The sequence below is a fragment of the Sphingomonas degradans genome (assembly GCF_053502645.1).
The window spans coordinates 873425-891128 of sequence record NZ_CP177172.1 but is presented as its reverse complement, the minus strand read 5'-3'; the positions used below and the strand labels follow the sequence as shown (position 1 = coordinate 891128).

Annotated in this window: 14 protein-coding genes and 1 riboswitch; of the genes, 7 read left to right on the top strand and 7 right to left on the bottom strand. The window is 67.7% G+C overall.

Going from position 1 to position 17704, the window contains the following annotated elements; genetic code table 11:
• Positions 1–82: 82 nt before the first annotated feature.
• Together ACG3SL_RS04150 and ACG3SL_RS04145 are read right to left on the bottom strand one after the other, a co-directional pair.
• A complete protein-coding gene (locus ACG3SL_RS04150; RefSeq protein ID WP_448663877.1) occupies positions 83–1015 on the bottom strand; it encodes a FecR family protein in 933 nt (310 codons plus the stop codon).
• A complete protein-coding gene (locus ACG3SL_RS04145) occupies positions 999–1550 on the bottom strand; it encodes an RNA polymerase sigma factor (protein WP_448663876.1) in 552 nt (183 codons plus the stop codon). Before ACG3SL_RS04145 ends, ACG3SL_RS04150 begins: the two co-directional genes overlap by 17 nt.
• 227 nt (positions 1551–1777) lie before the next feature.
• Here ACG3SL_RS04145 and ACG3SL_RS04140 point away from each other — a divergent pair, with 227 nt between their 5' ends.
• The gene (locus tag ACG3SL_RS04140) at positions 1778–2779 is read left to right on the top strand and encodes an IS30 family transposase (protein ID WP_448661285.1); all 1002 of its coding nucleotides are present in this window, start codon (positions 1778–1780) and stop codon (positions 2777–2779) included.
• 40 nt (positions 2780–2819) lie between these two features.
• Here the strand turns inward: ACG3SL_RS04140 and ACG3SL_RS04135 are convergent, their stop codons facing one another.
• From ACG3SL_RS04135 to metE, 4 genes are all read right to left on the bottom strand, one after another.
• Complete coding sequence (locus ACG3SL_RS04135) at positions 2820–4766, bottom strand: beta-N-acetylhexosaminidase family protein (protein WP_448663874.1); 1947 nt, start codon at positions 4764–4766, stop codon at positions 2820–2822.
• A gap of 225 nt (positions 4767–4991) precedes the next feature.
• Positions 4992–5381: a hypothetical protein gene (locus ACG3SL_RS04130; protein WP_448663872.1), complete on the bottom strand. Its 390-nt coding sequence runs from the start codon at positions 5379–5381 to the stop codon at positions 4992–4994.
• 84 nt (positions 5382–5465) lie between these two features.
• On the bottom strand, positions 5466–5792 hold the full coding sequence (locus tag ACG3SL_RS04125; protein ID WP_448663871.1) for a hypothetical protein: 327 nt from the start codon (positions 5790–5792) through the stop codon (positions 5466–5468).
• A 233-nt stretch (positions 5793–6025) separates the two neighbouring features.
• Positions 6026–8326 carry a 5-methyltetrahydropteroyltriglutamate--homocysteine S-methyltransferase gene (gene metE, locus ACG3SL_RS04120; RefSeq protein ID WP_448663870.1) on the bottom strand — a complete coding sequence of 767 codons (2301 nt, stop codon included), beginning with the start codon at positions 8324–8326 and terminating at the stop codon, positions 6026–6028.
• A 108-nt stretch (positions 8327–8434) separates the two neighbouring features.
• A riboswitch (cobalamin riboswitch) is annotated at positions 8435–8635 on the bottom strand.
• A 298-nt stretch (positions 8636–8933) separates the two neighbouring features.
• Between metE and ACG3SL_RS04115 the strand changes: the two genes are divergently transcribed.
• Both ACG3SL_RS04115 and ACG3SL_RS04110 read left to right on the top strand, forming a co-directional pair.
• Positions 8934–9347, top strand: coding sequence for a hypothetical protein (locus ACG3SL_RS04115; RefSeq protein ID WP_448663868.1), 414 nt, complete (start codon positions 8934–8936; stop codon positions 9345–9347).
• Between the two features lie 20 nt (positions 9348–9367).
• Entirely contained in the window at positions 9368–10429 is a 1062-nt protein-coding gene (locus tag ACG3SL_RS04110) for an extracellular catalytic domain type 1 short-chain-length polyhydroxyalkanoate depolymerase (protein ID WP_448663867.1), read from the top strand.
• A gap of 177 nt (positions 10430–10606) precedes the next feature.
• Here ACG3SL_RS04110 and epsC read toward each other — a convergent pair whose 3' ends face one another.
• On the bottom strand, positions 10607–11521 hold the full coding sequence (epsC, locus tag ACG3SL_RS04105) for a serine O-acetyltransferase EpsC (protein ID WP_448663865.1): 915 nt from the start codon (positions 11519–11521) through the stop codon (positions 10607–10609).
• Between the two features lie 283 nt (positions 11522–11804).
• Between epsC and ACG3SL_RS04100 the strand changes: the two genes are divergently transcribed.
• The 4 genes from ACG3SL_RS04100 to ACG3SL_RS04085 all read left to right on the top strand — a co-directional run bounded on the left by ACG3SL_RS04100 (position 11805) and on the right by ACG3SL_RS04085 (position 17664).
• On the top strand, positions 11805–13973 hold the full coding sequence (locus tag ACG3SL_RS04100) for a TonB-dependent receptor (protein WP_448663864.1): 2169 nt from the start codon (positions 11805–11807) through the stop codon (positions 13971–13973).
• Between the two features lie 87 nt (positions 13974–14060).
• Positions 14061–15365 (top strand): SGNH/GDSL hydrolase family protein, encoded by a 1305-nt coding sequence (locus tag ACG3SL_RS04095; protein WP_448663863.1) that lies wholly within the window; start codon positions 14061–14063, stop codon positions 15363–15365.
• A 92-nt stretch (positions 15366–15457) separates the two neighbouring features.
• A complete protein-coding gene (locus ACG3SL_RS04090; RefSeq protein WP_448663861.1) occupies positions 15458–16462 on the top strand; it encodes a LacI family DNA-binding transcriptional regulator in 1005 nt (334 codons plus the stop codon).
• A gap of 128 nt (positions 16463–16590) precedes the next feature.
• Positions 16591–17664, top strand: coding sequence for an alpha/beta hydrolase (locus ACG3SL_RS04085; RefSeq protein ID WP_448663860.1), 1074 nt, complete (start codon positions 16591–16593; stop codon positions 17662–17664).
• Positions 17665–17704: the final 40 nt, after the last annotated feature.

Below are 17704 nucleotides of genomic sequence, written 5' to 3'. Positions count from 1 at the left end.
CCTCCCCTATTGTATCTAAACCCCTGTTATCGGGGCGCATATGATACGAGTTCGGGGGAAGGGATTTCCGTCACCGGTTCGATTATTTTTTTCGATCGAGCCGAATTTCGGTGGGCGTCGTGGTCACCGCCACGTCGAGCGAGGCGGCCAGAGTCGCCGCGAAATCGCCCGGCTTGTCGATCTGGAACAGCCCCACCAGCCGCTTGCCCGCCAGTTGCGGATCGACGATCACCAGCTGCTGGCGGTTATAGCGATTGAACTGGTCGACCGCGCTCGCGACGGTTTCGTTCTCCAGCGCGATCTCGCCGCCGCGCCACGCCAGCGCGCGCGTGATCGCCGCCGGCGCGGAGCCCTTTACCGGCGTGACGGCGCCGGGGCGAAAGCGGGCGAACTGCCCCGCCTCCAGGATCGTCATCGCGCCATCGGCATCGGTGGGCCACACCGCGACCACACCCTCCGTCACCGCGATCTCCACCCCGTCGTCGCGGCGCTCGACCGAAAAGGCCGTGCCCACCGCGCGCGCCTGGGCGATGCCTGCGTCCACCACGAAGGGCCGCGTGCGATCCTTCGCCACCTGGAACCATGCCTGCCCGCGATCCAGCGCCACGCGCCTGGTGTCGCTGGCGAAATCGACGCGCAGCGTGCTCTCGGTGTTGATCGTCGCAACCGATCCGTCGGCCAGCGGCAGCCGGCGGATTTCGCCCCGCGCGGTGCTGACGCGCTCGACCGCCAGATACTGCCAGCCGACCATCCCGGCGACGCTGGCAGCAATGGCGCCCGCCATCCCCGCGAACAGCCGCCGCCGGCCAAAGCGGGGCGCGGCCTCCGGCTCCGCTGCTTCGGGCGCAGGTGCCAGCGCACGCCCGACCGCGCTCAGCCCCGCCATCGCGCGCAGCAATGCGCCCTGGTGGCGCGGATCGCTGGCCAGCCATGCGTCCAGCGCGGCGCGGCCCGTGGCGTCCAGCGGATGGCGCAGCGCCCAGCGCGCCGCCATGTCCTCAATGCGATCGGACATGCGCGCTCCCCTTGTGCTCGCTGTCCGATTGCTCGGCGGCGGGCGTCGTCAGCTTGCGCAGGATCGCGCGCAGGCTGCGGCTCGCCTCATTCTCGACGATCGTCTCGGTCACATTGAGCGCGGCGGCGATTTCCTTCTGGCTCAGCCCGTCCACGCGCCGCATCACGAAAATACGCTGTGCCCGTTCGGACAGCGACGCGAGCGCCGCCGCCACGCGCTCCAGCTCCTGCCGTCCGGCGGCGATCCGGTCCTGCAACGGCTGGTCGCTTTCCAGTTCGGGCTGGAGCCCCTCGACGATCGGTTCCAGCCGCACCACGCGCGCATTGCGCCGCTGGCGATGCGCCAGGTTGCGGGCCATGGTGAAGAAATAGGCGCGCGGCGACCCGATCTGTCCCACGTCGGAAAGCTGGGCGAAGCGGCAATAGCATTCCTGCACGATGTCCTCCACATCCTCCGCCGCCATGACGCGCGACCGCAGCCACGCCCGCAGATCGCGTTCGTGCGGCAGGATCTCGCGCCCCACCCATTCGGCCAACGCCTCGCGTTCCGTCGATTGTCTCCTCTCCGCCAGACAAGAGTCCCCAGCCGCGGGTTTCCGTCAACCCGCGCCGCAGAAATCGTACAACGAACCTCAAACCCCTGTCATCCTGACGAAAGTCAGGATCCATTGCCGCTCCGCCCGCGCTCTTTCCGCCAACGGAGCAGATAATGGATCCCCCGGACTCACGGAACAAGTGCACCACCTGCTAAGGTGATTGCGCGATGGGACGACATTACAGGCAGCTCAGCCTCGACGAGCGGATCGAGATATGCCGCCTTCATGAGGGCGGTATATCTTGCCGACAGATTGCCACCGCGATCGGGCGTGATCACACGACGGTCGGTCGGGAACTCAGGCGCAATAGCAAGCCGACCAAGGTCTGGCCCGGCGGCTATGCGCCCGGGCGTGCCCATAGGCTCGCGATCAGACGACGACGATGGGACGGCCGTTTCAAGCTGGCGCGCCAGCCGGACCTGCGAGATATCGTGAAGAACGGCCTTGCGATGGGATGCTCTCCCGAACAGATCGCCGGCCGACTGGCGCTTGAGCACGGTCGCACCATGGTCAGCCACGAGTCAATCTATCGATACGTCTATCATCGCTCGGCCCAGAAGGACTACTGGCACCGCCTTCTGCCCCGCTGCAAGGCAAGGCGCGGCCGCTATGGCCGCCAGGGCGGAAGCCCGGCCAGCTTCATCAAACAGCGCAGGCCGATCGGCGAACGCCCCCTCGAAGCCCGGGATCGCGCACAGCCGGGCCATTGGGAAGCAGACTATATGCTGTTCGCCCGATATGGGCACAATGTCCTCGTCTTGCACGAGCGCCACACACGCTACACCATCCTCGACAAGCCTCCCCACCGCAGAGCCGAGCTGACCGCACGCCGGATCACCCGCAGACTGCGCCATATCCCCCAGGATCTGCGCAGGACCATCAGCTTCGACAACGGCACCGAGTTCGCCGAACATCACCGCCTTCACGACAGCCTCGGCATCCAGACCTTCTTCTGCGATGTCCGAGCCCCATGGCAAAAGGGCGGTGTCGAAAACACCATCGGCCGACTGCGCCGAAGCCTGCCTCGCAAAACTGACCTCGACACCGTCAGCCACAGACAACTCCGTGCCTGTGCCGACCGGCTCAACAATATCCCAAGAAAATGCCTTGGCTTCCTCACACCCGCAGAGGCATTCTCCAAAATCTCAACCGGTGCACTTCAACCGTGAGTCCACATCCCAGCCTTCGCTGGGATGACAGGGGGAGCGTTCAGCGCTTGGGGAGGTACACCAAAGTCGGCGCATCGCGGACGAAGCGGTCGAGCACGCCGTCCGCCACCTTGATCGGGCCGCCGATCCGCACCGCGCCGGGGATCGACTGGATCGCCTCCGCCTGCTTGGCCAGCCGCTCCGCCTCGGCGAACAGCCGCGCTGCGGTCTCGCGGCCCGCCGCCGTGCCGTCCAGCGCCGATCCCAGCCCGCTGACCGTCAGCTGCAGCGCGCGCGCCCACAGCTCGGTCGCGTCCAGCCACGGCTTCGACTGCTCGACAAAGCCCGGCACGGTCACGCCCGCGCGGATCAGGTCGGGCGCCGCCGCCAGCTCGTCGGCCGCAGCCCCCAGCGCGGCCAGCGCCGCATGGGGCTCGCCCTGCGCCAGCGCCTCGCGCGCGGCGTCCACCAGCAGCTTGAGCTTCGGCGCCTGGGGCTGCCACGGCTGGCTGCCAAAGGTCGGCGCCAGATGCTGCGTATCGAAGAACGCCAGCAGCGCCGCCGTCACCTGTGCATCGCCATTCGCCATATAGCCCGCGGCGGCGTGCCAGGTGCGATCGGCGTCATAGCCGCGATCGTTCCACGCGAACGCGACCAGCCCCATCACCGCCGGGCGGCTCGCCGCCTCCTGGTTCATCGGGTTGGACACGATCCCGCTCAGCTCCGCCGAAATCCCCGCCTCGCGCCGGGCATAGGGGGCCAGCAGCAGCCGCCCCGCGGATTCGCCGTAATCGTTGACCGGGTAATTGTCCCACAACAGCGTCTTGCGCCCGAACGCCTTGGTGGCGTTGCGCGCATCGCCGATCGAGATCGCGGCGGGCACCACATCGGTGCCGGTCCATTGCACCACCACGCGCGGGTCCAGCTCCTTGCGCAGCGTCGCCTTGTACGGGCTTTCGGTGGTGTTGTAATATTCGGTCGGCACCATGGTCAGCGATCCATGGTCGTTCGCCGCCACCAGATCGGCCTGTACCGCGTTGAGCAGCTTCGCCTGCGCGCTCGCCGCCGCCTTCTCGCCGGGCTTGCCGAACGCCGCCTCGTCGCCGGGGCAGTTCCACTTGGTATATTCGATGTCGTCCAGCGCGACATAGAAGCTGCGCACCCCGATCCCGCGCATCGCGCCGAACTTGCGCCGGATCGCGTCGAGGTCCGCCGGGTTGGAATAGCAGATCGAGGGGCCGGGCGAGATCGCATAGACGAAGTTCACATGCTGGCGATTGGCGGCGGCCACCACCTCGCCCAGCGCCTTCAGCGTCTCCGCCGGATAGTCGTCGCGCCAGCGATCGCGCGCGAACGGCTCGTCCTTGGGGCTGTAGATATAGGTGTTGGCCTTCATCCCGGCGAGGAAATCGATGTGCGAGATGCGCTCGGCCATCGACCAGTGCTTGCCGTAAAACCCCTCGATCGTGCCGCGCACCGGCATCGCCGGATAGTCCGCGATGGTGATCGCCGGGATGCTTCCCGCCCCCGCGATCTGCCGCAGCGTCTGCGCGGCATGGTACACCCCGTCGCCGTCCTTGCCCGCCAGCACGATCAGCGTCCCCCCGCCGGTCGCGGTGCTCGCCAGCGCATAGCCCTCGGCCTGCGTCGGCAGCGTCGCACCGGTACGCGCCAGCGCCCGCTGCACCACCGGCGCGGCGCCGGTGCCGATCACCAGATAGGTCGCCTCCAGCCGCTCGGGAAGGCTAGCGGCGGTACGGATCGTCGTCACCCCGGCATCGGTCAGGATGCGGCGGACCAGCGCGCTGGTCTCCGCATCGGGCGCGCCCGCCTGCACCAGCACCACCGTCTTGCCCAGCGCCAGCGGCATCCCCGTCAGCCGCGCCGAAACCGGCGCGGGAAACACCGCCGGCAACGTCTGCGCGCCCGCGGGCATCGCCAGCCCCAGCGACAGCGCCGCCCCCGATGCGAGGCAAAGCAAACGACCAACCGAACCCGAAACGCGCATCAAAATCCCCAACGGTTCTGTAAAGGTAATAGATCGGTACTATGTGTGCGTTGGCCGCCAAGGGCAAGCCGCGATGCCGGGGCGCGCGCACGGCAATGCTATGTTACATGGGGCGGCGGCGGGTGGGAGGATGCTTCGCCGAGGGCGCATCCGAGGCGGCAGGGGCCGAACCTATGGACGGATGCCAGTCGCTCGCGGGAACGCGAACGGGGGGAATGTGGGTGGTTAGCTGCCGTTGCCTCGCTCGAATGGGATCGTCTCAGCGGTAGCATCATCGATCACGGCAATGCGATTTGGGCGTGGTTCTCCTTCGAGGCGAAGCAGCGAGGGATTGCCGTCCCTATTGAAGATCAAGCGGTGATTGGATGCCCCGACAAATCCCTCGGGCAGCACGTAGCGTCCGACCTTGTCATGCTCGACGACATAGCTGACTTCCTGCCCATTCCCGATAATCATGACCCCATCGCGCAGGCTTATGGAACCGCAGCACACGCTGGTGAAAACGCCGTTGGCAGTTCCGATCGGCAGCCTCGGCGGGAAAGCCCACCAGTAAAGCGGTATACCAAGAAATACCGCCGCAAAGGCCGACGCGCGGACAAGTGTCGTTCTGTTCATACATCCGTTATGCTTGAAGGATCGACAGGAGCAACGTCCGTTTGTGGGCGGGAGCCGCCAGTGCGGGATCTCGCATTCTGGTGGCTAGCTGCCGTCCGACCGAGTGCGAGCCCTTACGAACTGACTGGCGAACTTGACGTTGTAAGCGTGAAATTCACCCTCCGGGGTAACGACAAGCTCGGTTACGTTAGACCGTTGAAACGTGTCCTCAAGAGTCTCGTCATTGACCTTGAGGCTGACGGTGCGAGCACCATCGTCAGTACCGATCAGCTTATAGTCGTAAAGGACCGGCTGTCCGAAACAAATGACTTTGCCCCCTTCGATGATCAACTCAGAAGAAGGGTTCTCTATATCAGCCCAACGACCTTGCATTTCGTTTGGCAGCGGCGCGTCTCGCTCAAATCGCTCCACCGATTAATCCTCTCAGTCCATTTGTCCTGCACTCTACGCTGGAAGCGAACGTCCGCAAGTGGGCGGGAGCCGCCCCGCCTAATAGTCCTACCCCGCCAGGGGGAGGTGGCCCGCGCCAGCGGGTCGGCGGGGGAGGAAGCACGACGGCATCCGGTCTGTCGCCTTCGGCGCCAGGGGGAGGATCGGAAAACAGCGTTGGGGCGAGCGGCACTCCGCCCGCCCCAGCCCCTTCCCTACGCCGCCACCAGCGCCTCCGCGCGCAGCGTCCTTGCCGCGGCCACCATCGCTTCGATCGCCGGGCGGACTTCCTCCCATTTGCGGGTCTTGAGCCCGCAATCGGGGTTCACCCATAATTGCTCGGGCGCCAGATGCGCCTGTGCCAGCCGCATCAGCGCGACCATTTCCGCCTCGCCCGGCACGCGCGGGGCGTGGATGTCGTACACCCCCGGCCCGATCGCGCTGGGGTAGCGATAGCGGGCAAAGCCCTCCAGCAGCTCCATCTGCGACCGCGCCGTCTCGATCGAGATCACATCGGTGTCCATCGCGCCGATCGACGGCAGGATGTCGTTGAACTCCGAATAGCACATGTGCGTGTGGATCTGGGTCGCGTCGCCCACCCCCGATGCCGAGAGCCGGAAGCAATCGACGGCCCAGTCGAGATAGGCCTGCGCATCGCGCCGGCGCAGCGGCATCCCCTCGCGCAGCGCCGCCTCGTCGATCTGGATCGCCTTGCAGCCGGCGGCTTCCAGGTCCTGCACTTCGTCGCGGATCGCCAGCGCGATCTGGCGGCACGATGCCGCGCGCGGCTGATCGTCGCGCACGAACGACCAGTTCAGGATCGTCACCGGCCCGGTCAGCATTCCCTTCATCGGCCGCTCGGTCAGGCTCTGGGCATAGCGCCACCACTCGACCGTCATCGCGCCGGGCCGCGACACATCGCCGTACAGGATCGGCGGCCGCACGCAGCGCGATCCATAGGACTGGACCCATCCGTTGACAGTGAACGCGAACCCGGCAAGCTGCTCGCCGAAATACTGGACCATGTCGTTCCGCTCGAACTCGCCATGCACCAGCATGTCGAGCCCGACGTCTTCCTGCCAGCGCACTGCCCGCGCCGTCTCTTCGCGCAGGAAACGCTGATACGCCGCCTCGTCGAGCGTGCCGCGATTATATTCGGCGCGGGCATGGCGCACGTCGGCGGTCTGCGGGAACGATCCGATCGTAGTGGTCGGGAACGCGGGCAGCCCCAGCGCCTCCGCCTGCGCGGCGGCGCGCACGCCATGGCCGGAGCGGCGTTCGCGCATCGCGGGCGTGATGCCGGCGATGCGTTCGGCGACGCGCGCGTCATGGATGCGCGGCGACGTCTTGCGCGCCGCCGCCGCATTGGCCGACCGGGCAAGCGCCACCGCAACGCTCGCGCGCCCCTCGTTCAGCGCGCGCTTCAGTGTCGCCAGTTCCTCGATCTTCTGAACGGCAAAGGCCAGCCACTGCCGGACCTCCGCGTCCAGCCGGGGTTCGTTGTCGAGGTCCACCGGCACATGGAGCAGCGAACAGGACGGCGCCAGGATCAGGTCGCGCGTCGCCGCCACCGGCTCGATCCGGTCGAGCACCGCCTGCAGATCGGTGCGCCACACGTTGCGGCCATCGACCACCCCCAGCGACAGGACCATGTCCCGGGGCGCGGCCTGCACGATCGCGCCCAGCTGTTCGGGCGCACGCACCAGATCGACGTGCAGCCCCGCTACCGGCAGCGCGGCGGCAAAGCGCAGATTGTCCTCAAGCCCGCCGAAATAGGTCGCAAGCATCAGCTTCACGCCGGGCCGCGCCAGCCGGGCATAGGCGCGGGTAAAGGCGCGGCGCTGCTGGTCGGTCAGGTCGGTCACCAGGATCGGCTCGTCGATCTGCACCCATTCGGCGCCGGCATGCGCCAGATGCCCCAGGATCACGCCGTACAGCCCCAGCACTTCGTCGAGCAGGTCGAACGGGTCCACCCCCTGCCCCTTCGCCAGGCTCAGCCACGTCACCGGCCCCAGCAGCACCGGGCGCGTCTCGAACCCCTGCGCCTTGGCCTCGCGATATTCCTCGACGATCTTGAGCCGCCCCAGCGCCAGCGTCTGGCCCGGTTCTATCTCGGGCACGATATAGTGGTAATTGGTGTCGAACCATTTGGTCATCTCGCCCGCCGTCACGCTGTGCGCATGGCCACAGCCCTCGGCGGCGCCGGCCGTGCCGCGCGCCATCGCGAAATAGGTGTCGAGCGTCGCCTCGCCCGCGCCCGTCGCATAGCGCGCGGGCACCGCGCCCAGCATCACGCTGGTGTCGAGCACATGGTCGTAGAGCGAGAAATCATTGGACGGCAGCCAGTCCGCCCCCAGCGCGCGCTGGCGTGCCCAGGCGGCAGTGCGCAGCCCCGATGCGGCGTCGAGTAGCTCGCCCTCGCGCGCCTTGCCCGACCAGTATTTCTCCAGCGCGTGTTTCAGTTCGCGCCTTGGCCCGATGCGCGGAAAGCCAAGCGTGGCAACAGTGACAGTCATTCTCTTCAACCCCGAAGATGGGGCGGGCCGACCGGACCAGGCACAGGCGCACGCGCCCGTTTCGCCCGGACGCGCATGCAAGCGACCAGACCGGGCACCCCGCCGGTGGACGTTATGGCGTCGAAGGCAGGTCTCCTGGCTCGTGGGTCAGCGCGAACGATCCGTCTTCCCAGGGCAAGCCCCAGTGACATGGTGGATCGCCGCTCGCCACTTACAGTTGCGGGGGCAGCGCCGGTTTCGCACCGGCTTCCCGTCTTAGCTCCGGCGCGGAAAAAGCCCGACCGGAGAACCTTGACCCCTGCCTCATCGGCGCGAACGTTGGCCGGGTCAAGTCTGATATAAAGATTTCTTTATATGACACCTTCAGACCGCGATCGGATCGCACGCAGGGGCAATCGCCAAGGGGGGTGGCAGCCCTGAACCCCGTCATCCCAGCGAAGGCTGGGATCCATTTTGCATCTCCGCTGACCAGAAAGCCGGTAGGTAGAGGAGAATGGATCCTGACTTTCGTCAGGATGACACTGCGGGCCTTTATCCGTCACCCATGGGTTGAAATAGGGCCTGCACCCTCCATATACCATCCACACAGATGGCAAAGGGATGGAACATGGCGGACGCGCCGGAATTTCGGGCACGCGCGGATAGCGAGAAGATCACGATCAACCTCGGCTATGTCGACCTGGGCCATATCGACCTGCTCGTGCGCGACGGCTTTTATTCCAACCGCACCGATTTCATCCGCACCGCGATCCGCAACCAGCTGGAGCGGCACCGCGACGTCGCCGAGAAATCGGTGGTCCGCAAACGGCTCGACCTCGGGATCAGCTATTTCTCGAAAGAACTGCTCGAAGAGGTGCGCGACAAGAACGAGACGCTGGAGATCCGCGTCCTCGGGCTCGCCGCCATCGCCCCCGACGTCACCCCCGAACTCGCGCGGGCGGCCATCGCCTCGCTCACGGTCCTGGGTGCGCTGCACGCCAGCACGGCAGTGAAAGCCGCGCTCGCCGACCGCACCGTGTGACCCCCACAAAGGATATCGCCATGGCACCCCAATCCTGGATCGCGGAAACGCTCCGCCTCACCCGACAGGGTAATCTGATGGAGGCGACTGCACTGGTGCGCGACGCGCTGGGCGCCGGCGCGCGCAGACCGCAGGCACCCGCCCCCACCCCCCGCCCGCGCGACGTGATCGACCTGGTCCCCGAACGCGTATCGTTCGGCACCGGTCGGACGCGCGAGGACGCTGCCACCGCGCGGCAGGGTGGGTTCGATGCGCTGGCCTATCACGGCGCGGGCGGCACGCTGCGCTATCACCTGTTCCGCCCCGCCAAGGCCGTCGCAGGGATGCCGCTGGTCGTCATGCTCCACGGCTGCACCCAGTCGCCGGAGGATTTCGCGCGCGGCACGGGCATGAACGCGCTGGCGGAGGAGCTGGGCTTCTTCGTCGCCTATCCGCAGCAGGATACCACCGCCAATCCGCAGAAATGCTGGAACTGGTTCCGCCCCGGCGACCAGCAGCGCGACCGGGGCGAGCCCGCCTTGCTCGCCGGAGTCACCCGCGCCGTGATCGCCGCGCACGACATCGATCCCGATCGCGTCTATGTCGCGGGACTGTCGGCGGGCGGGGCGGCAGCGGCAGTGATGGCGGCGGAATATCCCGATCTCTTCGCCGCCGTCGGCGTGCATTCGGGCCTGCCCTGCGGCGCGGCGCGCGACGTGCCGAGCGCGCTGATGGCGATGAAGCAAGGGGCACGCGGCGCCGTGCCCTCGGGTCGCGCCTTCGTCCCCGTCATCACCTTTCACGGCGATCGCGACACGACCGTCGCAGCAGTCAACAGCGACGAAATCGTCCGCGCCGCGACGCAAGCCGCCGACGTGCCCCTGCGCCGCCGCGTGGAAAAGGGCCGCAGCCCCTCGGGGCGCAGCTATGCACGGACGCTGCATCAGGATCCGGACGGCATCACCCGGATCGAACAATGGACGATCAACGGCGCCGGCCATGCCTGGTCGGGCGGCAGCACCACGGGCACCTACACCGACCCCGCCGGCCCGGAGGCATCGCGCGAAATGCTCCGCTTCTTCCTCGATCATCCCCGGCGGTAGGCAGAGTGATCGCATATGAAAAATAAGCCGACATCCTGACGAAAGTCAGGATCCATTGGGTGCTCCGCCTGCGTTTATTGCTGCAACGGAGCGGCAATGGATCCCGGCCTTCGCCGGGATGACGGAATTTATGGTTGCCCAAGGGCCGTATGGTGTCACCCCCGCCGATAGCGCGGGTCAGCCCTGCGCGACCCGGATCGTCGGCGCCGCCGCCTCCACCACGCTGTCGGGCGGCACGTCGCTGCGCAGCCATACCGTCCCGCCGATCCGCGACCGCGCGCCGATCGTCAGCCGCCCCAGCAGCACAGCGCCGGCAAAGATCACCACATCGTCCTCCACCAGCGGGTGGCGCCGCCCCTGCGGCTCGGCGGCGGCATGGGCGGTGCCCATCGCGATCGGCTCGCCGCCCAGCGTCACGCCCTGGTACAGCCGCACCCGATCGCCCAGGATCGCGGTCTCGCCGATCACGATTCCCGTGCCATGGTCGATGAAGAAGTCGCGCCCGATCTGCGCACCGGGATGGATGTCGATGCCGGTCTCGGCATGGGCCACTTCGGAAATGATCCGCGCGACCAGCGGCGCGCCCAGCCGGTGGAGCACATGCGCCAGCCGATAATGGATGATCGCCGACAGCGAGGGGTAGGACAGCAGCACTTCGTCCACGCTGCGCGCCGCCGGGTCGTTGCCGTACCCCGCCTCGACATCGCGATCCAGCAGCCGGCGAATCTCGGGCAGGCGCGCGGCGAACGCGCCGATGATTCGCTCCGCCTCGATCCCCTCGTCATGCCGCGACACGCCGGGATAGGCGATCCGCAGCTCCAGCCCGATCTGCGCGGCGAGCTGCGACAGCGTCGATTCCAGCGTCGCCGCGACCCACGCATTCTCGTTGCCCACGGTCAGTTCGGGCGGCCCCAGCCGCAGCGGGAACAGCGCCGCCCCCAGCTCGCGCATCAATCGCGCCAGCACCCGGCGCGAGGGAAATTCGATGCCGTGCTCGGCATGTCGCGCATGACTCGCGCGCCACTCACGCCGCGCGTCGCGCAGGCGATCGACGACGAGCGTGAGGTCGCGGTGAATGTCGATCGGCTGCATCTTGGCTCCATCGGGCAGGGACGCGGCGACGATAGCAAACTCCCACTGATCGAGTAGAGATAAGAGCTACGCCGGGCCCAAGCCGATCTTTGCCGGCCGCGTGCGTCACACTCCCGGCCAACAAATTTTGCAATCGATTGCCGTCGCAACCACCCAACCCCTTGGCCCGGCATCGTTTTACCCGAAATCCGCGTTGCGCCCTCGCCGCTTGCCGTCCGATCACGCCGATGATATGCCTTAGCAATCGATTGCGGAACACCGTAACGACCATTGGGAGGATAGGATGCGGGTTAGGAATCCCTTCTCTGCGACTGGCGCGGGTCGCCGTCGCTCGCTTGGGCTCTGGGGCAGCAGCGCGATCGCGCTCGCCACCCTCTGCGCCCCGCCGCTGCACGCGCAGACCGCCGAGCCGGGGGTTGGGCAGGAAGTGCAGGACGACACCGACATCGTCGTCACGGCGCTGAAGACCGGCGCGCAGCAACTCGACAAGGCGCCGCTGGCGATCCAGGCCTTTTCGGAGGAGACTCTAAAAGGGCGCGGCGTCCGCGACGCGGCGGACCTGATCCAGCTTATCCCCGGCGCGTCGCAGGCGCAGGAAATCGGCGCGGGCTATCGCATCTTCTCGTTCCGCGGATCGGGCGCGGGCGGGCCGGTCGGCGACGGTATGATCGGCTATTATCTCGACGACACGCCCTTCGGCATCCCCAACAACCAGACCGCCCCGCCCCTTCAATATTTCGACATCGAGCGCGTCGAAGTGCTGCGCGGGCCGCAGGGCACGCTGTACGGCCAGGGATCGATGGGCGGCGCGATCATCTATCGCACCAAGAACCCCGATCTGGAGCGCGTCACCGCCGCCGGCGATTTCGAGCTGTCGGGCACGCGGGACGCGGGCGATCCGAACTATCGCGTGGCGGGCGCGGTTTCGGTCCCGCTGATCCGCGACATGCTCGGCATCCGCATCAGCGCGGGCTATGATTACCGCGCGGGCTATAACGACATCTATGCCGGCGCGCCCGTCGGCACCCCGGACAAGGTCGACGCCAACAGCGTGAAGGGCAAGGATTTCCAGGCCGTCGTCCTGTTCAAGCCCACCGACCGCGCCACGCTCCGGCTGCGCGCATGGAAGTTCAGCACCGACCAGAATTACCTGAACGTGATGAACTCGGTCGATCCGCCCTATGCGGCGTATCAGGGCAATGTGAAGGGCTATGACAAGCGCAGCGCCGAATATTATTCGGGCACCTTCACTTATGATTTCGACAATCTGACGCTCACCAACGCCACTGCCTATCAGAAATCGCTGCCCGGCGGCTTCGGCGTGGCGCTCAACCTCGGGGCACCGCTGGGGATCGGCACGCTGGTGAACGGCGGCTACGCCAACAGCTTCGTCAACGAACTGCGCCTGTCCACCTCGGGGCCGGGGCCGTTCCACTGGGTCGGCGGCGCCTTTTACCAGAAGGCGAAGGGGCTCTACACCTTCAGCATCAACTTCCCGACGCTGACGATCGACGGCAGCACGATCACCCGGACCGAAAATGCGTCGGTCTTCTCCGAAGTCAGCTACGACCTGTTCGGGGGCAAGCTCGTGCCGCTGGTGGGCCTGCGCTATTTCAAGGACAAGCGCACCTCGGATTCGGTGTCGAGCGGCGTTCCCGTGTCGAGCGAGGCAAAGCCCGATGCCGTCACCTGGCGTGCCAACCTCGCTTATTACCCGACTGCGGACTGGATGCTGTTCTTCAACGCCGGCACCGGCTTCCGCAGCGGCATCCTCCAGTCCCAGGCGCAGGCCAATGCCGTGATCGCCGATGGCGTGCCCAGCGCGCTCTCGCTGACGCCGGACAAGCTGCGCAACCTGGAATTCGGCGTGAAGGGCAAGATCGGGCGGCTCCACGTCGCCGCCAGCGTGTACGACATCAAATACACCAACCTGCAAAGCGCCTTCAACACGTCGATCGGGCTGTCTGCCTTCGCCAATCTGGGCAATGCGACCACGCAGGGCGTCGACCTGGAACTCGGCTGGAACACGCCGGTCCGGGGGCTGACGCTCAGCGCGATCGCCAACGTCAACACATCGGAATTTACCGACGTGAATCCGTCGTTCGCGGCCGCCAATCCGCGCCTCGCGAACGGACAGCGCCTGCTCAACACCCCGCCCTACAATGTCCGGCTGGACGCGAGCTTCGATCGCGAGATCGGCGATGTCGGGGTGTTCGCCAATGCCTCTGCCACGGCGATGGGCCGCACGCGCAATGGCGACGCGACGGTCGACGAGCTCAAGCCCTATCAGCTGTATCGCGCCAGCGCCGGCATCCGCATCGACCAGTATGAGCTGCGCGTGTTCGCCGAAAACCTGTCGGACGAACGCGGGCCCACCTCCGCCAACGGGCCGACGCTGCTCGCCGGCCCGCGCCCGCGCACGATCGGGGTGGGACTGCGCGTCAATTATTGAGGGGCGCCCGCCCGTCTTGAAATCCACCTCTCCCCGCCGCGCTTCACAGCGTGGCGGGTGCCTTTTATCGGACCCAAGGAGATTGCGATGCGCATGAACACCCCCGCCACCCGGTGCGCGGCGCTGCTGCTGGCGCTGGCCGGCTTTGCCCGGCCCGACGCCGCGACCGCGCAGCAACGCTGGGTCAGCGCCTGGGGCACGGCGCAGCAGCTCGCGCCTGCGCCGCCGATGCGGCTGCCGCCCCGTCCGGCGGGCGACACGCGCCCCGCCCCGCCGCCGCCGCCCGGCCCCTCGCCCATCCCGCCGACGCCCGCGACGCTCAACGACCAGACCGTCCGCATGGTGGTGCGCCCCACGATCGGCGGCAGCAGCTTCCGCATCCAGCTTTCCAACGCCACCGGCGGCGCGCCGGTGACGATCGGGCGCACCCGCGTCGCGCGCAGCCTCGGCGCCGATCGCACCGCCCCCGGCACCGATCGCGCCGTGACCTTCAGCCGCGAAGAGAGCGTGACCATCCAGCCGGGCGCCGTCGCGATCAGCGATCCCGTGACGCTCGACGTGGCGGCGTTCGACCTGCTCGCCGTGTCGATCCACGTGCCCGGTGAGACGGCCGTGAACACGCTCCACCCGCTCGGCCTGCGCACCACCAGCATCGCCAAAGGCGACCGCACCAGCGCCGACGCGCTGCCGGGGGCGGAGACCAACCGCTCCTATTTCTGGCTGGCGGGCATCGAAATGCTCGCGCCCGAGGCAAAGGGGACGATTCTGACCTTCGGCGATTCGATCACCGACGGGTTCGCCACCACCCCCGACGCCGCCCGCGCCTGGCCCGATCTACTCGCCGAGCGGCTCCAGCGCGATCCGCGCACGCGGGGCTTCAGCGTGGTCAACATGGGCATTTCGGGCAACCGCGTGCGCCGCGACGGTGCCGGCCTTGCCGCGCTGGCCCGGTTCGACCGCGACGTGCTGGCCCGTCCCGGCGTGCGCTGGATCGTGTTCCTCGAAGGGATCAACGACATCAACACCGCCGCCATCCCCGGCATGCCCGCGACCGAGGCGGTGACCGCCGACCAGCTGATCGCCGGCTATCGCCAGTTCATCGATCGCGCGCACCTGCACGGGATCAAGGTGATGGGCGCGACGATCACGCCGACCGAGGGTCTGTGGCTGTACAGCCCCCAGACCGAGGCGCTGCGCCAGGCCGTGAACAAATGGATCCGCACCAGCGGCGCGTTCGACGCGCTGGTCGATTTCGACGCCGCCATCCGCGATCCGGCCCGCCCGGCGCGGATCAACCCCGCCTTCGATCCGGGCGACCATGTCCACCCCAACGACGCCGGCAACGCCGCCATGGCCGCCGCGATCGACATCGCTACCTTCGCCGCGCCCTGAGAGCGCGCGCCGCGCCGCTGCAACTCCGATGCAACCGTTGCAAAGGAGTTGCAGCCCCCCTATCCCCGCGACACGATACTGGGAGATTGGGTTTGTCCGGCAAGATCCGCACCATCTACGACCTTGCCAAGCTGGCCGGCGTATCGGCGGCCACCGTCTCGCGCGCATTGGCGGGCAAGGAGATGGTCAATTCGGACACCTCCGAACGCATCCGCAAGCTGGCGGAGCAGCATGATTTCCGCCCCAGCGCGCTCGCCCGCAACCTGCGCACCCGGCGGCGCGGCGCGATCGGCGTCGTCGTGCCGCTCGGCCATGATCGCGGCCAGCATCTGTCCGACCCGTTCTTCATGACGCTGATCGGCTGCCTCGCCGACGAACTGACCGAACGCGGGTTCGACCTGATGCTGTCGCGCGTCATTCCCAACCAGGACAATTGGCTGTCCAAGCTGATCGATGCCGATCGCGTCGACGGGTTCATCGTCGTCGGCCAGTCGGACCAGTCCGGCGTGCTCGACCGGATCGCCGCGCAATACCTGCCGATGGTCGCCTGGGGCGGCTTCGTGCAAGGGCAGATCCACTGTTCGGTCGGCACCGACAATTTCCTCGGCGGGCGGCTGGCAACGCAGCACCTGATCGAGCGCGGGTGCCGCCGCATCGTGTTCCTCGGCAATACTCAGGCGATCGAGCCCTCGCTGCGCCTCGAAGGGGCAAAGGCGGCGATCCGCGCGCGCGACGACATCGCCCTGATCGACACCCCCACCCATTTCGCGCCCGAAGTCAGCGGCTCCGACGTCGCCGCCTATCTCAGCCATGTCGACCAGGCGCCCGACGGCATCTTCGCCGCGTCGGACCTTATCGCGCTGACCGCGATCCAGGTGCTCGCCACGCGCGGCCTGTCGGTCCCCGGCGACGTCAAGGTGGTTGGCTATGACGACCTCTACCTCGCCCAGACCAGCGCCCCGCCGCTTACGACGGTGCGGCAGAACATCGCCGCCGGGGCCGCCCACCTTGTCGATTGTCTGATGAAGCGCATTGCCGGCGAAGCCACCGGCTCGGTCATCCTCAACCCCGAACTGATCGTCCGCAGCTCGACCTGAGGCCGTGCCGCGCGGCGAGCGCAACTACTCGGCGGTTGACTTGCAATCGATTGCTAATACGATGGGCGCCAAAGCAGGGGTGGCGCGTGCGTTCCGCGCGAAAGCCGACCCGTTTTCAGGAGAGCAGCATGACCGCAAAGATGAAGGCCCTGTGCAGCGCAGCGTTGCTGGCGCTGACGATCCCCACCCCCGCCCTCGCCCAGGCCCAGCCCGCCGCCACCGCGCAGGACGACGCCGCCAAGCTTCGCCCGATCGCCCCCGAGCTGCACGATGCCGCGCGCAAGGCGATGGGTTTCTCCCGGATGATGGGCACGATCGACGAGGCAATGGTGCTCGCCTCGCGCAAGCGCGGTGGAGGCCCGACCGCTGCCCCCCGCCTGCCCAACGTGCCCGTTGCCGAACAGAGCATCCCCGGCCCGCAGGGCGCGCCCGCGATCAAGCTGTTCGTCATCAATGCCAAGCCCGGCACCAGCCGCCCCGGCATCCTCCACACCCATGGCGGCGGCTTCATCCTCGGCACGGCCGCCACCGATGTGCGCCGGCTCCAGGAAGTGGCGCGCGAGCTGGATTGCGTGATCGTCTCGGTCGAATATCGCCTCGCGCCGGAGACCGACTATACCGGCTCGATCGAGGACAATTACGCCGGCCTGCGCTGGATGTACGGCAACGCCGCCGCGCTCGGGCTCGACCAGAAGCGCATCGCGGTGAGCGGCGAGAGCGCGGGCGGCGGCCATGCCGCGCTGCTCGCGATCACGGCGCGCGATCGCGGCGAAATCCCGATCGCGTTCCAGGCGCTGGTCTATCCGATGCTCGACGACCGCACCGGCGGCGTGGTGCAGGTGCCGCCGCATATCGCGACGGTCGGGTGGAGCGCGTCGGAAAACCAATATGGCTGGCGCGCCTTTCTCCGCCAGGCGCCGGGCACCGCCGCCGTCCCCGCCCGCGCCGTCCCGGCCCGCACCCCCAGCCTCGCCGGGCTACCCCCTGCCTTTATCGAAGTCGGCGGCGTCGATCTCTTCGCCAGCGAGGACATCGACTATGCCCGGCGGCTGAACGAGGCCGGCGTTCCGACCGAGCTGCTCGTCATCCCCGGCGCGTTCCACGGCTTCGACCAGCTCGCACCCCACAGCCCGCAGGGGCAGCAATTCACCCGCGCCCGGATCGAGGCCCTGCGCCGCGCCTTCGCCGCCACCGCGCGCTGAGGCACAGGGGCGCGGCGATCCGGCCGCGCCCCGTCAATCG

What these genes read in the sequence shown, in the direction of transcription:
- ACG3SL_RS04150 (WP_448663877.1), bottom strand. Translation starts at nt 1,015, where the DNA reads ATGTCCGATCGCATTGAGGACATGGCGGCGCGCTGGGCGCTGCGCCAT.
- ACG3SL_RS04140 (WP_448661285.1), top strand. Translation starts at nt 1,778, where the DNA reads ATGGGACGACATTACAGGCAGCTCAGCCTCGACGAGCGGATCGAGATA.
- ACG3SL_RS04135 (WP_448663874.1), bottom strand. Translation starts at nt 4,766, where the DNA reads ATGCGCGTTTCGGGTTCGGTTGGTCGTTTGCTTTGCCTCGCATCGGGG.
- ACG3SL_RS04130 (WP_448663872.1), bottom strand. Translation starts at nt 5,381, where the DNA reads ATGAACAGAACGACACTTGTCCGCGCGTCGGCCTTTGCGGCGGTATTT.
- metE (WP_448663870.1), bottom strand. Translation starts at nt 8,326, where the DNA reads ATGACTGTCACTGTTGCCACGCTTGGCTTTCCGCGCATCGGGCCAAGG.
- ACG3SL_RS04115 (WP_448663868.1), top strand. Translation starts at nt 8,934, where the DNA reads ATGGCGGACGCGCCGGAATTTCGGGCACGCGCGGATAGCGAGAAGATC.
- ACG3SL_RS04110 (WP_448663867.1), top strand. Translation starts at nt 9,368, where the DNA reads ATGGCACCCCAATCCTGGATCGCGGAAACGCTCCGCCTCACCCGACAG.
- epsC (WP_448663865.1), bottom strand. Translation starts at nt 11,521, where the DNA reads ATGCAGCCGATCGACATTCACCGCGACCTCACGCTCGTCGTCGATCGC.
- ACG3SL_RS04100 (WP_448663864.1), top strand. Translation starts at nt 11,805, where the DNA reads ATGCGGGTTAGGAATCCCTTCTCTGCGACTGGCGCGGGTCGCCGTCGC.
- ACG3SL_RS04095 (WP_448663863.1), top strand. Translation starts at nt 14,061, where the DNA reads ATGCGCATGAACACCCCCGCCACCCGGTGCGCGGCGCTGCTGCTGGCG.
- ACG3SL_RS04085 (WP_448663860.1), top strand. Translation starts at nt 16,591, where the DNA reads ATGACCGCAAAGATGAAGGCCCTGTGCAGCGCAGCGTTGCTGGCGCTG.